Origin of the sequence: Pectobacterium versatile (assembly GCF_003932035.1) — a bacterium.
Taxonomy (GTDB): Bacteria; Pseudomonadota; Gammaproteobacteria; order Enterobacterales; family Enterobacteriaceae; genus Pectobacterium; species Pectobacterium versatile.
In genome coordinates, this window is sequence record NZ_CP034276.1 from 2,706,092 (window position 1) to 2,720,373 (window position 14,282).

Below are 14,282 nucleotides of genomic sequence, written 5' to 3' on the forward strand. Positions count from 1 at the left end.
CTGCTGCCCTGAATACCTTATCCTGCCGTGGTTTAGCGGCGTTCGCGCTTATTCGCCCGACGCGATAGCATATCACCCAGCGTTTGTACGACCTGTACCAGCACCACCAACGCAATCACGGTCACCACCATCACTTCGGTTTCATAGCGGTAATAGCCGAAGCGGATCGCCAGATCGCCGACACCGCCGCCGCCAACAATTCCGGCCATCGCCGAGTAGCCAATCAGGCTGACCAGCGTAATCGTCAGGCCGCGTAGCAATCCTGCCAACGCTTCCGGTAACAGCACGGTCGCAATGATACGCGTTGGGCTAGCGCCAAAAGCTTCAGCCGCTTCCACAATGCCCGGATCGACTTCACGCAGCGCGGAATCCACCAGACGCGCATAAAACGCAATCGCCGCAACCGACATCGGCACCGCCGCTGCAACCGGCCCTATCGTGTTCCCCAGCAGTAGCTGCGTTAATGGCAACAGCAGCACCAGCAGGATCACAAACGGGATCGAGCGGATGATATTCACCAGAATGGTTGAGATCAGATAGATAAAACGGTTCTGCCAGAATAAATGACGATCGGTCACATAAATCGCGATACCTAACGGCAGGCCGAATACCACCGCACAGAGCGTTGAAATACATACCATCGTGAAGGTTTCACCGAAGGCGAAAATTAATTCACCGAATAACTCAGTCATTGATGACCTCCACCCCAAAGGTATTCTGTCGAATATAAGCAATAGCTGCGGCTACGTTATCCGCCGCCGGATCGTCACGGTATGAAATCTGAGCGATAATATGCCCCAGCGCGCGATCGTTAATGTATTCAATATTGCCGTGCAGAATATTGACCGATACCTGAAACTGCTGCGCCACGTCGGATAATATCGGTTGTTCTACCGAATCATCGGCGAAGAGTATTTTCAGCAAGACGCCTTTATTATTCTGCTTAAAGCGTTCAGGTAATTCGACCGGACTGGTATGGCTAACCAGCTGTTTGGTGTAGGCGTGCTGCGGTGCAGAGAAGATCGTAAAGACGTCACCCTCTTCCACAATATTTCCGCCCGTCATCACCGCCATACGCTGACAAATACTTTTAATCACGCTCATTTCATGGGAAATAAGCACGATCGTGATACCTAACCGGACATTGATGCTTTTCAATAGCGCCAGAATAGATGCCGACGTTTCTAAATCTAGCGCAGAGGTCGGTTCATCACACAGCAGCACTTCGGGATGGTTGGCAATGGCGCGGGCGATACCCACACGCTGTTTCTGCCCACCGCTCAACTGCGCTGGATAGGAGGTTCCTTTATCCTGCAACCCGACCAGCACCAAGATTTCCGGCACGCGCGTTGCAATCTCTTCCTTACTCTTTCCCGCCGCACGCAGGCTGAACGCCACGTTGTCATACACATTGCGGGTATGCATCAGATTAAAATGCTGGAATATCATCCCGATACGCTGCCGATGCTGACGCAGTTCACGGCCGGACGCATCGCTAATCAGCGTATCACCCAGAAATACACGCCCTTCGGTGGGGCGCTGCAATAAATTAATCGTCCGCAGCAGCGTACTCTTTCCCGCGCCGCTGGTGCCGACAATCCCAAAAACTTCACCCTGTTGAATGGTCAGGTTGACGTTGTTTACCGCCCTGGACTGTGCTGCTTTACCGGCGGGAAAATCAACGCTCACGTTTTCTAACCGAATCATTACCTGACTCACTCCTGCTGTTACAGACTATTTATCAGCATACGCAAACGTATACCTGTTTGATGTTGGGAAACCATTGTTCGTGGTAAAACTGTTCGTAGGTAAAACATGTTCGTGGGTAAAATCATTTCGCATTAGTGGACGTTGAACCTATCCCACAGGACTGTTTCACTTGCCATTTTGAACAGGGATAGGCTCGCCATCGCCTTTTTGCGTTGAGGAATAACCGGGCTATTGATGTCTGCCATTTTTGTTATAATTAGATTAATTACTTATAAATCAATAAAATATTAAAAAATAATCGTCTGTTTAAAGTAGAGAGAAATGAGCTTTGCGTCAATGATAAAAAAAGCAAATCACCTTTCCATTTTTTAGAAACTTTTTTATGTCTTTTTCTTCTATATAAGCAACAAAATAAGCAACAAACGCCCTCGGTTATCGCATGAAGCTCACCACGTCACCAAACATAACAAATCATGATAATGCGTTGATAAGCATCTCAAAATATATCCTGAAACATGACCGTCACAATCAGCACCTAGCCTGATCCCGCACCGACAAGCATTTATCCTCCCAATTAAGGATGCCACTATGCGTTATCGCTCTATGCTGTTCCCGGCGACGGCAACCAACGTGTTACCCGCGCTCAAACTGCTGCCTGTTTTCAGTCTTTTCCTGTTGCCGTTTTCTGGGTTTGCCGCAGCGCCTGAACCGGATAGCGCCAGTCTCCGCAACATTATCGATTCCACTACGCAGGCCAGTAGCAGCCCTCGCGTTGTTGAACTGGAACAATCCATTCAGGCTGCGCTGCGCAAGGCAATCCAAGGCGATGCACCGAAACTGACCCGCTCGCAGCTAGAGCAGGCGAAACAGACGTCGCTGATGGCAGATACCGAGTGGTTAAACGCCAGCGGTTATGACTTTGCGGTGAAGGCCAACCAGCAGGCTGGCATTGCTTTGCTGGATTCCTTCTCACATCTTTCTACCGATGTGTTGCAGCAAAATATGGCTATCGTGACGCGCATTAATCGCGAAGCGACCAAGGGGCAACGCGAACAGGCACTGGTAGATGCCGAGAGTCAGGGATATCTCTACTATCTGGCCGATGCACTGGGCCCAAAGCTCGGTCATGCGTTTATCAGCGCTTATAATCGCGGTGAACTGCGCAAAGCAGCAGCCTTAATCAAGGCTTCTGAAGTCAGTACGTCCGCCGCTAAACAGCATTTCGACTACCCTCGACCTTTCCTACAGCCGAATAACACCATTCATCTGGTGCCGGATACCGCCGTGATTGGCGATAACAAGCCCTACACCGCTTCCGGCGGCGCATTTCCTAGCGGGCATACCAACACGGGTTACACCGATGCGCTGCTGTTAGCGGAAATGATCCCCGAGCGCTTCGTCCCGCTGATCAATCGCGGCGCGCGCTATGGCTATTCGCGCATCGTGCTGGGCGTGCATTATCCATTAGACGTGATCGGTTCGCGGATGATCGCCGAACGCAATGTGGCGCACTACCTCAACGATCCACAGTATCGTCGGCTGTTTGAACAGGCGAAGACGGCGTTGCGCAGCGCATTAGAGAAAGCCTGTGGCACGACGTTGAGCGCCTGTGCTCAGAATGCGCCACAGGACGATCCCTACGCCGCACCGGAGATGAAGACGTTTTATCGCTACACGATGACGTACGGTCTGCCAGCCCAACCTGGCGCGGCGTCTCCGGTTAGCGTTCCCGAAGGTGCAGAAGTTCTGCTCGACCCCGTGCTTCCGCATCTCTCCGTTACCGAGCGCAGAAGCCTGATGGTGAAAACCGCGCTGGCCGACGGCTACCCGCTCTCCGGCGCACCGGGCGATAAAGGCCCACAGAATTTCTGGCAGCGCCTCAATCTGCATGACGCCGTGCAGTTAGCTCAGCACCGCTAACCTTTCTCCTCTTCCCCACGCAGGAAAACGCGGGGAAGAGGACGATTACAAAAAAAATGACATGTAATAACGGAAATAAATTACCTCCGTTATTATCCTCGTTATTTTGTTTCATTTTTTTTAAAAAATCACCAGCTCTGGTTTTTTAAAAATTATCCTTATGGCGTTATCTTAAATATTATCGTCCTCAGTTAGCTGTAACGGTAACTTTCCGGTCAGGATAATATTTTAATGATTACCCATCCAACCAGCATAGAATGCCGAACGCTTTGTAAACCAATGTAAATCGATGCTATTGCAAGTCCCCTGATACCACTTTTAAATTTTAGTTTATCTCAACATAAACATTCTCTTTATTCCGTCGATATAAGAATACCGCTCCTTATCCGGGAGTAATTAGAGGTATTTATGAGTATTAAATTTAAATTAATTTCGGTTATGTTGTTAATGGCATTATTGCTGTTGGTTGTCTCCCTTATCGGGCTGTTTGGCATGAACAACACCAACCAATCGATGAAAACCCTGTATCAGGATCGGCTGATAGCACTGGGGTATCTGGACAACATCACTAGACAGGTGAACACCGTGATGTTTGAAATCGCCAGCGTTGATCTCTCACAGCCGAACAATGTCAAGACCGGGTTGGAGCACATCGCAGAAGCACAAAAAATTTATGATGTGCAATAGGATTTATACAGCAAGACGTATTTAACGGGCGACGAGAAGTTATTAGAAGAACAGTTTGCAGTGTTATACAAGCAGTACAACGATAAAGTCGTTACCCCCGCCATTAATGCAATACAGAAAAATGATAAAAATGCATTAGAATATATTATTAATCATACCTTAAAAAGCGAATACGCACCGCTGCAAAAGACGGCTGACCAGTTGATTAAATTACAATCTGATGTAGGTCAGGAACTCTATTTGGAATCACAAAGTAGTTTCAGTAATATATTACTTTCCGTAGTGATTACCCTTCTGGCGGGGATCGTTATCGTTGCCTTATCCGGCTGGCGATTGATTATATCGATTGCCGTACCGATAAAAAATGCCGTGGATTTAGCCAGAAAAGTGGCAGATGGCGATTTGACGCATCGCATCGAAATTACGTCGAACGATGAAATGGGACAGTTGCAAACCGCACTGCGGGAAATGGTGCTGAACCTGACCGATATCGTCGAGCGTGTACACGGTAACGCCGACATTATTGCGACCGCATCCAGCCAGATCAGCAATGGCAATATCGATCTCTCCTCTCGTACCGAGCAGCAGGCCAGTTCACTGGAAGAGACGGCGGCATCAATGGAACAGATGACGTCCTCGGTCAAACAGAATGCCACCCATGCCGCTCACGCCAGCCAGTTGGCAACCACCGCCTCACAGCGCGCAGTTGACGGCGGCAAGATGATGGGCGATGTGACATCAGCAATGCAGCAAATGGTGTCATCCGCAGAGAAAATCACCAATATCATCGGCGTGATCGACGGCATCGCGTTCCAGACCAACATCCTCGCGCTGAACGCCGCCGTGGAAGCCGCTCGAGCGGGCGAACAGGGCCGAGGCTTTGCGGTGGTCGCGGGAGAAGTACGCACGCTGGCACAGCGCAGTGCCAACGCGGCGAAAGAGATCAAAGAACTGATCGGGACGTCCGTCGAACAGGCAAACCATGGACACCATGCCGTCATCGATGCGGGCAGCACAATTCAAAGCGTGGTGGAAGACATCAAACGCGTGGCCTCGATCGTGACCGAAATTTCTACCGCCAGCAATGAACAAAGTCTGGGCATCGGGCAGATTAATACCGCGATTTCACAGATGGAAACGGTCACGCAGCAAAACGCCGCGTTGGTAAACGAAGCCGCCGCAGCAGCCAGTTCGCTGTCCGAACGTGCGGGTGAACTCAGCCATGCCGTCGCGGCGTTCCGTATCTAATCCCCTCGCCTTTTTCACGGCACCTGCACGCGATTGATTATTCCCACGTGCGGGTGTCGATGACCTTTAACACGTCGCTCAATGTGGTTAAAAACACATCGGCGTGCTCTTCCTGAAACACCAGCGGCGGGCGGATTTTCAGCACGTTCGCTGCTGGCCCCGTTGCGCTGATCAGCACACCGCGCTGACGCATGGCATTCACCACCTGCGACGCCGATTCACTTGCCGGCGCTTTACTTTCACGATCGCTGACCAGCTCTACGCCAATAAACAAACCGTAAGCCCGAATATCACCAATCAGCGGGAAATCCTGCGCCAGTTGCTGTACCCCTTGCCGCAGATAATCACCAACCCGCTGGGCATTCTGCTGCAACTGCTCTTCGCGAATCACCCGCAGCACCGCGTGCGCCGCCTGACAGGACACCGGATTGCCGCCGAACGTATTGAAATAGCGGACATCTCGCCCAAATGCATCGAACAGCGCGGAACGTCCAACCAATCCGGCGATAGGATGCCCGTTGCCCATCGGTTTCCCTAAACTCACCAGATCCGGGACGATGCCGTGGCGCGCAAAGCCCCATAGCGATTCCCCCGTGCGTCCAAAACCCGGCTGTACTTCATCCGCAATAAACAGCCCGCCCGCCTGACGGATCAGCGCCGCCGCCTGCGCCATTTCGCCTTCCGGCACGCTGAACACGCCATCGCTGGAAAAAATCGTATCCACTAGCAGCGCGGCAGGACGAATCCCCTCCTGCTGCATCTGCGCCAACGCTTCACGAATGCTGGTAAGAAATGCGCCGGGCTGACGATAGGTATCCGGTGCGTCAATCAGCTTCACGTGATTGCCACGCGCAACACCTTCCCCCAGCGACGGCGACAGCTCTGCCAGCGCGCTGGTCACGCCATGATACGCCCAGCGTGTCACCAACATGCCCGTTCCTCCTGTAGCATGTCGGGCAATGCGCAATGCCAGATCGTTGGCTTCACTGCCGGTACAGGTCAGCATTACGTTATTCAACTCAGCAGGAAACTCACTCAGCAGATCTTCTGCAAAATCGACAATTGCATGATGCAGATACCGCGTATGGGTATTGAGCTGTGCACTCTGTCGCGCCATCGCTTCCACCACCGCGGGATGGCAATGCCCAACCGAAGCCACATTGTTATAGACGTCCAGATAGCGCTTTCCCTGATGATCGAACAGCCACACGCCTTCGCCGCGCGCGACGTGCAGTGGTTCGTTATAAAACAGGCGGTAGCCGCTACCCAATACCCGCTGACGGCGTGCCAGCAAATCTTCTGTCATCGTCATTTCAGGCGTGATTTCTCTCTGATTCATCGTACGTTCTCCGGGCAAACCTGCTGTAGGCGAGTCACAAACTGCGCATGAGAATAGGTCGCGATGCGCTGCAAACTGTGCCAACAACGCGGCACATTGCGCAGCAGATACTCTCGATTATCGGGGTAGCGCGATGCACGCCACTGCGCAATGGTCAGGGTGAGCGCCATGCGGGTCGCTATCAAATCGGGCAGCAGTGCGATCTCCGCCGATGTCAGCGGCCTGTGCTGGTGATACGCGGCAATAAACGGCACAACCTGTTCCAGCAGATCCGCCCCATCGCCAATTTGATACGCCAGCGCCGTTGCCACTTCGCAGATTAATGGGGCAAAGACGGCGTCGCCAAAATCGATAATGCCAGTGACCCGCGTCGGCGACGTGCCATCGACCAGCACATTATGCGGATTCAGATCGTTATGAATGACCTGACGACGTAGCGTCGTCAATTCGGGCGCGACGTGGCTGTCATAGCGGTCAAAAACACGCTGAAGATGCTGGTACTGCTGCGGTTCAGGAACGAAATCGAGATAAGGACGCACCTGTTCCGCGCGGCTGATATCCCAGAGCAGCGAACGGTTCGCCGCCGGATGCGTAAAGCCGTGAAGTGCATTGTCCAACTGCGCCAGCGAGCCTCCCAACTGCGGCATCAGTGCCGTTGAAGGCGAGGTCAGATATTGCGGCATACCCGCCAGATAGCTCACCAGACGCACGCGCAGCAGTACGCCATCAATCTCAACGCTCGTTTCCGCCAGACCCGCCGTTGTCGGCCTGATACGCGGGACGGGCAATTCGGGTGCCCGCAGAGCAAGGTGCAACAGCAACGCGGTCTGAAAGTCGCTGACCTCGGCAGGTTCCGCTGCATTGATGACTTTCAGCATGTAGCGTTCATCTGGCGTGACCATCAGACAGAAATTTACATCTCGCTCGCCCTGAAGCAGCGCAATCTGCCCAGTCAATCCATATTCTTGCTGCGCGATAGCCAAGGCCTGCTGGCAGGAAACCTGCGGGACGGCCTGCGTCATTAACTCATCGCCGTGCGGTGAAGCCTCAACAAAAACGGGCTGATTAGACGCCAGACGTGGGAATGAAGGAAAAAGTGCGCTGAGTCGTCCGTCAGACATGCTGTCCTCCGTTTATGTGAATTTCTGCGCCGTTGACATAAGAGGCACCGGAAGTGCAGAGAAAATAGATCAGGCTGGCGACTTCTTCGGGTTTGCCTAAACGCTGCATCGGCACCTGCCGTTCAATGATGTCGCCCGTACCGGGTGACAGAATCGAGGTTTCAATTTCCCCCGGCGCAATCGCATTTACGCGCACGCCGTGTGGGCCGAAATCAAACGCCATTTCCCGCGTCAGCGCAGACAATGCCGCCTTTGACGTGGCGTAAGCCACGCCGGCAAAGGGGTGAACGCGCGATCCGGCAATCGAGGTCACATTGATCACACAGCCTTGTGAGGCCTTGAGTTCATCGAACAAGCCGTTCGCCAGCAGCGCACAGGAAAACAGATTGACGTTGAAGACCCGCAGCCAGGTCGCATAGTCCGTATCGCGGACGCCCAAGCGCTGCCCATCAGCGCCTTTTGGCGAAATGCCCGCGTTATCGACCAACGCATCCAGCCGCCCGCCCAGCTTTTCCTTAATCAGCGGTAACGTCTGTTGCAGGCTGTCGATATCTTCCAAATCAAGATGAATGTGATTAAGCAACTTTTCCGCCCACGGGCACTCTTCCGCCCAGTTCTGGCGCGACGCGGTAAAAATCCGCCATCCTGCCGCATGAAAATGCTTCACGGTGGCATGCCCGATTCCCCGGCTGGCACCGGTCAGCAGTAGTGTTTTTTGCGCTGTCATACCGAACCTCCTGAGTCCTTTTGTACAAAATTCATCAAATTGGTGTTTGATGCATCATGATTTGAGTTTTAAAAAAAGCTGAAAAAATATCCAGCGAAATTTAGTCTTTTCTCTTAACGAAGCGCACTCTTAAACACATTTTTATGCCGAATCAGAGAGCGTTTCGTGCGCTACAGTACTGTTATTTCATGCTACCTCGTAGCACGTGCCCGACGCAGGGCGGCTCACTCGCCGTCGCCCTGCGAACCCTGGCTTTTCGGCGCTAATTATGTCGCTGCGCGATGCCTTCGTCGGTATCAGGCTTAACGGACCGCTTGCGACACGTTCCCTACGTGGCGCAAGCTTTCGCAGCATCCATGCCGCTCATCCTAAGCCTGCTATCTCCTAAGCATAATTTCTTACGCCGGATAACAACCGAGCCGCTTACACTGGTTGTTTTTTGATGATGTTTGCCAGATTAGTTCCCACTCCGTAACCGCTCCGAACGGCGGCGTAAAATCTCCATCACGATTAGCAGGATAAGCGCAGCACCCACCATCATGGTGGCGGCGGCGGCTATCGTCGGGTCGAGGTTTTCACGGATGCCAGCAAACATCTGTAGCGGCAGCGTGCGCTGGCGCGGGCTGGCAAGAAACAGCGTGACGATCACCTCATCAAACGAGGTCGCAAAAGCAAACAGCGCACCGGAGAACACGCCGGGGGCAATCAGCGGGAACGTGACCTTGCGAAAAGCCAGCAGCGGCGAAGCGCCCAGGCTGGCGGCGGCGCGCGTCAGGTTGTGATCGTAGTTCTTCAATACCGCCGTGACCGTAATCACCACGAACGGCACACCGAGCATCGCATGGGCCAATACCAGCCCCAGATAGCTATTCAGCAGCGACAGTTTGGCGAAGAAAAAAAACATCCCTACCGCGACAATCACCACCGGCGCAATCATCGGTGAAATCAGCACCGCCATCACCAGTGACTTACCGCGAAATTCACCGCGCACCAGCCCGACTGAGGCCAGCACACCAAGCACCGTCGCCAGCAACGTGGCAAGCGGCGCAATCAGCAGGCTGTTGCCCAACGCACCCAGCCACTCGCTGGAGTTGAAAAATTCGCGATACCAGCGCAGGGAAAATCCCGTCAACGGATAGCTCAGAAACGAACCGGCATTGAATGAGAGCGGAACAATCACCAGCACGGGCACGATTAAAAACAACAGCATCGCCGCCCCGTAGAAATTAAAGAACGTGTTCCACAGACGGATAACCACTTCACCCTGCTGTCTCATTTGTTATCTCCCCAATATAAGGTGTGCTTAGTGCGCCGCGGCTTCCGCATTGGTGCGCGTTACACGGATGTACACGACATACAGCAGCGTCACGATGATCAGCAACTGCGTCCCCAGCGCTGCCGCCATTCCCCAGTTCATGGTGGTATTGGTGAAGAACGCGACAAAATAACTCAGCATCTGGTCACTCGGCCCGCCCAGCAGCGCAGGCGTAATGTAGTAGCCAATCGCCATCATAAAGACCAGCAGCGCTCCCGCCGTCACGCCCGCGTACGTTTGCGGCACGTAAACCCGCCAGAAGGCGATAAACGGATGCGCACCCAGCGAAATCGCCGCGCGTACGTAGTTTGGGGAAATACCTTTCATCACCGCGTACAGCGGCAGAATGAAGAACGGCAGCAAAATGTGAGTCATTGAGATGTAGACACCGATGCGGTTGAACACCAGCACCAGCGGCTCGTCGATAATGCCGATGTGCATCAGCGAACGGTTGATCAAGCCACCGGACTGCAACAGCACAATCCAGCTTGCCGTCCGCACGATCAGCGATGTCCAGAACGGCAACAGCACCAGAATCAGCAACAGGTTTGCGCGGTTAGAAGGCTGTTTCGCCAGCCAATAGGCCAGCGGATATCCCAGCCCAACGCACAGCAGCGTCACCACACCCGCCATCAGCAGCGTACGCAGCAGCACATCGACATACAGCGCCTGATCGGCAGGCTGCGGGACAATCTGCTGCGTGGTGGCATCGACTTTGTGGTCAAACACCGCCAGCAGGTAATAGCTGGTAAAAGGCCGCGCCGCGCGATCGAACGTTTGCCAGGTCGCCAACTCACCCCACATCGGCTGTTCACGTATCAGTTGGTCACGAATATCGCTGCTGCCCTCAGCGGGCAGCTTACGCAATGTGCGGGTAATCAGCGTGCGATATTCCGACCCTTCATACCCCAATCGTTTGGTGATCGTGCTTAACTTACCGCTGCTGCGAGCATCGCGCAGATCGCCGACTAACGCCCGAAAGACCGCCTCATCCGGCACATCGTTGCCCGACCAGAGCCGCATCGCGGCAATGGTCTGTGGCATATTGTCGCGCAATTCCGGGTTGGAGACGCTTTTCCCCAAAATCGAGGTGATCGGGAAGAGAAAACTCACCACGATAAACAGAAACAGCGGCGCAATCAGCAGCAGAGAGCGTTTTTTATAGGCTTTCTGCGCCACCGACAATTGCTGTTTCAGTGTCGAATAATCCTCGTTTCCGCCAGATGGTGCAGCGGTTACGATATCGCTCTGGGACATAGGCTCTTTCTCCATCATCACGTACGGTCACTCACTGCGGCTTTACTGCGCGGCCCAGGCGTTAAAACGTTGTTCCAGCTCTTCACCATGATCGATCCAAAACTCAGTATCGACTTGCAAGGCCTGTGCCAGATTATCCGGTGCGGTCGGCAGATTGGCCGCAACGGCCGGTGCCAGCAGGCTGGTGGTTTTGACGTGCGTTGGGCCATACGGAATATTCTCGGCGAACACCTTCTGGTTTTCCGGCTGGTTGGCAAACGCGATAAACTGCTCCGCCAGTGCCTTGTGCTTGGAGCCTTTTACGATCGCCCAACTGTCCAGATCGTAAATGCTATCGGCCCAGACAATCTTGAAGTCATGCCCTTCTTTCTGTGCCGCCGCGACGCGGCCGTTATAGGCAGACGTCATCACCACATCGCCCGACACCAGCCATTGCAGCGGCTGTGCGCCGGATTCCCACCACTGGATATTCGATTTGATCTGATTCAGTTTCTTGAAAGCGCGCTCGACACCTTCTGGCGTCGCCAACACCGTGTAGAGATCCTCACGCTTCACGCCATCGGCCAGCAGCGCGATTTCCAACGTAAATTTGGCACTTTTACGCAGCGCACGTTTGCCGGGGTAATCTTTCACATTCCAGAAGTCTGCCCAGCTTTTCGGTGCCTGTTTCAGCTTCTGTGCGTTATAGGTCAGCACGGTAGACCACAGGAAGATCCCCGCACCGCACTCGGTCACCGCGCCTTTAACAAACTGAGATTGATCGCCCAGTTTTGACCAGTCCAGCGGTTCAAACAGTCCTTCACTACAGCCGCGCATCAGTTCAGGGCCTTCGACTTCCACGACGTCCCAACCTACCTGTCCGGTTTCCACCATCGCCCGGATACGCGCCATTTCACCGTTATACTCACCGGCTTCCACCGTGCCTTTTCCCGCCGCGGCGAACGGTTTGTAAAATGCCTTATCCTGCGCATCTTTGTTCAACCCGCCGAATGAAATCACCGTGACGGATTCCGCCTGCGCCTGACAGGCCATCGTCACCAGAAAAGCCGTCGCCGCTATTTTCTTCAGTACCGGACGGTTGCAGAGGCCTTTCGCTTTGGATGTGTTGGTAAGTTTGGACATGGCGTTGAATAGGGTCATAGTTTTGCTCCTGGAGTGTTAGCCAACGTATAAGGTCAAATACGAACCACAATTTTGCAGACTGCCATTTTGATGCATCATGTATCATGATAATCATGCAAAAAAATATGAGCATAAATTGTGCCAATTCAAAAATTTTATTGATGTTTTACTGCCGCGGCGGCGGGAACGGTGATAAGAAGCATCAGGGATACACGACCTCACTCTCCACCTGATGCCATTTCACCATTTTTGCCATGTTGTGGTGCAAGCCAGCATTGCCTTGCACCACCAAGACACATTGCGCGTCTGGTGTGCGCGTGCAGATAGGGGCTATCGACACGCGTTTCTTACCGACGATCTATCGTGAAAGATCGACGCAGAGATATTTCATTTCCAGATAGTCTTCAATACCGAAACGTGACCCTTCACGCCCCAGCCCAGACTGCTTCACCCCGCCAAACGGCGCGACTTCATTCGAGATCAACCCGGTATTAATGCCGACCATGCCGTAGTCCAGCGCTTCCGGCACCGTCCACTGACGCACGGCATCACGCGTGTAGACATAGGCCGCCAGCCCAAATTCGGTATCGTTCGCCATCGCTATCGCCTCGGCCTCATCACTAAAGCGGAACAGCGGTGCCACAGGTCCGAACGTCTCTTCGCGGGCGAAACGCATTTCGCGCGTCACCCCGCCGACGATGGTTGGCGTGAAGAACGTGCCGCCCAGTTCGTGGCGTTTACCGCCCAGCAGCAGCGTTGCGCCGTGCGATAACGCATCAGCAATGTGCTGCTCAACCTTTTTCACCGCATCGGCATCAATCAGCGGCCCCTGCGTCACGCCCGGCTGCGTACCGTCGCCGACGTTCAACTTGCGCACTTCCTCAACCAGCCGTTCGACCAGCGTTGGGTAAATACCGTTCTGCACGTAGATCCGGTTGGCACAAACGCAGGTCTGCCCGCTGTTGCGGAACTTGGAGGCCAGAATGCCTTTCACCGCCTGATCCACATCGGCATCATCGAACACGATAAACGGCGCGTTGCCGCCCAACTCCAGCGACAGCTTTTTCACCGTTGGCGCACTCTGCGCCATCAGGATGCGGCCCACTTCCGTCGAGCCGGTAAAACTCAGCTTACGCACCACCGGGCTATCACACAGCACTTTACCGACCGACTGCGCATCACCGACGATGACCTGCAATACGCCGCGCGGAATACCAGCCTGCTGCGCCAGTTCCGCCAGCGCCAGCGCGGTAAACGGCGTTTGCTCGGCGGGTTTAACGATCATCGTGCAGCCTGCCGCCAGCGCGGGCCCGACCTTACGTGTAATCATCGCCGCCGGGAAATTCCACGGCGTAATCGCGGCACATACGCCAATGGGCTGCTTAATAACCAGCAGACGCTGCTGCCCCTGCGGGGATTGCAGCACGCTGCCTTCAATGCGCTTAGCTTCTTCCGCAAACCAGTCGATAAAGCTGGTCGCGTAGGCGATTTCACCCCGTGCTTCCGCAAGCGGTTTTCCCTGCTCCGCCGTCAGCAGCGCAGCCAGATCTTCCTGATTCTCCATAATCAGGCGCGCCCACGCCTGCAATAGCGCGGCACGTTCTTTTCCCGTCTTCTTACGCCATTCAACTAACGCCAACTCTGCGGCGACAATCGCCTGCTCAGTTTGTGACACCGTCACCAGTGGCACCGACCCCAGCACCTCGCCCGTCGCCGGATTGGTGACATCCAGACGTTCACCGTTTTGGCTGTCTTGCCACTCGCCGTCAATCAGGCAGTGTTGACGGAATAAGGTTTGTTGTTTCAATGAAATGGATGATTTCAGTTGCATAGCTT

Annotated in this window: 12 protein-coding genes; 3 read left to right on the top strand and 9 right to left on the bottom strand. The window is 53.9% G+C overall.

Annotated features, from left to right (window positions below; all coding sequences use genetic code 11):
• Positions 1-32 precede the first annotated feature (32 nt).
• A complete protein-coding gene (locus EIP93_RS12265) occupies positions 33-692 on the bottom strand; it encodes a methionine ABC transporter permease (protein ID WP_039531918.1) in 660 nt (219 codons plus the stop codon).
• Positions 685-1,707 (bottom strand): methionine ABC transporter ATP-binding protein, encoded by a 1,023-nt coding sequence (locus EIP93_RS12270; RefSeq protein ID WP_125232774.1) that lies wholly within the window; start codon positions 1,705-1,707, stop codon positions 685-687. Before EIP93_RS12270 ends, EIP93_RS12265 begins: the two co-directional genes overlap by 8 nt.
• Before the next feature lie 591 nt (positions 1,708-2,298).
• Here EIP93_RS12270 and EIP93_RS12275 point away from each other — a divergent pair.
• From EIP93_RS12275 to EIP93_RS23085, 3 genes are all read left to right on the top strand, one after another.
• Entirely contained in the window at positions 2,299-3,630 is a 1,332-nt protein-coding gene (locus EIP93_RS12275) for an acid phosphatase (protein WP_125232775.1), read from the top strand.
• Positions 3,631-4,038: 408 nt separating this feature from the next.
• Positions 4,039-4,317, top strand: a complete 279-nt coding sequence (locus tag EIP93_RS23015; protein ID WP_326489409.1) for an MCP four helix bundle domain-containing protein — start codon at positions 4,039-4,041, stop codon at positions 4,315-4,317.
• Positions 4,318-4,704: 387 nt separating this feature from the next.
• The gene (locus EIP93_RS23085; RefSeq protein WP_441841810.1) at positions 4,705-5,565 is read left to right on the top strand and encodes a methyl-accepting chemotaxis protein; all 861 of its coding nucleotides are present in this window, start codon (positions 4,705-4,707) and stop codon (positions 5,563-5,565) included.
• 37 nt (positions 5,566-5,602) lie between these two features.
• Here EIP93_RS23085 and EIP93_RS12285 read toward each other — a convergent pair whose 3' ends face one another.
• The 7 genes from EIP93_RS12285 to EIP93_RS12315 form a co-directional block, all read right to left on the bottom strand.
• Complete coding sequence (locus EIP93_RS12285; RefSeq protein WP_125232776.1) at positions 5,603-6,904, bottom strand: aspartate aminotransferase family protein; 1,302 nt, start codon at positions 6,902-6,904, stop codon at positions 5,603-5,605.
• Positions 6,901-8,025 carry a phosphotransferase gene (locus EIP93_RS12290; RefSeq protein WP_103940205.1) on the bottom strand — a complete coding sequence of 375 codons (1,125 nt, stop codon included), beginning with the start codon at positions 8,023-8,025 and terminating at the stop codon, positions 6,901-6,903. The genes EIP93_RS12285 and EIP93_RS12290 overlap by 4 nt, the downstream gene beginning before the upstream one ends.
• Entirely contained in the window at positions 8,018-8,752 is a 735-nt protein-coding gene (locus tag EIP93_RS12295) for an SDR family NAD(P)-dependent oxidoreductase (RefSeq protein WP_039537747.1), read from the bottom strand. Before EIP93_RS12295 ends, EIP93_RS12290 begins: the two co-directional genes overlap by 8 nt.
• A 457-nt stretch (positions 8,753-9,209) precedes the next feature.
• Positions 9,210-10,028 (bottom strand): ABC transporter permease, encoded by an 819-nt coding sequence (locus EIP93_RS12300; RefSeq protein ID WP_039544793.1) that lies wholly within the window; start codon positions 10,026-10,028, stop codon positions 9,210-9,212.
• Positions 10,029-10,055: 27 nt separating this feature from the next.
• Positions 10,056-11,324, bottom strand: coding sequence for an ABC transporter permease (locus EIP93_RS12305; protein ID WP_103860578.1), 1,269 nt, complete (start codon positions 11,322-11,324; stop codon positions 10,056-10,058).
• Between the two features lie 42 nt (positions 11,325-11,366).
• Entirely contained in the window at positions 11,367-12,446 is a 1,080-nt protein-coding gene (locus EIP93_RS12310) for an ABC transporter substrate-binding protein (protein WP_105879749.1), read from the bottom strand.
• A 358-nt stretch (positions 12,447-12,804) separates the two neighbouring features.
• Positions 12,805-14,277: an NAD-dependent succinate-semialdehyde dehydrogenase gene (locus EIP93_RS12315; protein WP_125232777.1), complete on the bottom strand. Its 1,473-nt coding sequence runs from the start codon at positions 14,275-14,277 to the stop codon at positions 12,805-12,807.
• Between the last annotated feature and the right edge of the window lie 5 nt (positions 14,278-14,282).

Coding starts and splice junctions, on each gene's coding strand:
- EIP93_RS12300 (WP_039544793.1), bottom strand. CDS start 10,028: ATGAGACAGCAGGGTGAAGTGGTTATCCGTCTGTGGAACACGTTCTTT.
- EIP93_RS12310 (WP_105879749.1), bottom strand. CDS start 12,446: ATGTCCAAACTTACCAACACATCCAAAGCGAAAGGCCTCTGCAACCGT.
- EIP93_RS12295 (WP_039537747.1), bottom strand. CDS start 8,752: ATGACAGCGCAAAAAACACTACTGCTGACCGGTGCCAGCCGGGGAATC.
- EIP93_RS12290 (WP_103940205.1), bottom strand. CDS start 8,025: ATGTCTGACGGACGACTCAGCGCACTTTTTCCTTCATTCCCACGTCTG.
- EIP93_RS12270 (WP_125232774.1), bottom strand. CDS start 1,707: ATGATTCGGTTAGAAAACGTGAGCGTTGATTTTCCCGCCGGTAAAGCA.
- EIP93_RS23015 (WP_326489409.1), top strand. CDS start 4,039: ATGAGTATTAAATTTAAATTAATTTCGGTTATGTTGTTAATGGCATTA.
- EIP93_RS12315 (WP_125232777.1), bottom strand. CDS start 14,277: ATGCAACTGAAATCATCCATTTCATTGAAACAACAAACCTTATTCCGT.
- EIP93_RS12265 (WP_039531918.1), bottom strand. CDS start 692: ATGACTGAGTTATTCGGTGAATTAATTTTCGCCTTCGGTGAAACCTTC.
- EIP93_RS12285 (WP_125232776.1), bottom strand. CDS start 6,904: ATGAATCAGAGAGAAATCACGCCTGAAATGACGATGACAGAAGATTTG.
- EIP93_RS12305 (WP_103860578.1), bottom strand. CDS start 11,324: ATGTCCCAGAGCGATATCGTAACCGCTGCACCATCTGGCGGAAACGAG.
- EIP93_RS12275 (WP_125232775.1), top strand. CDS start 2,299: ATGCGTTATCGCTCTATGCTGTTCCCGGCGACGGCAACCAACGTGTTA.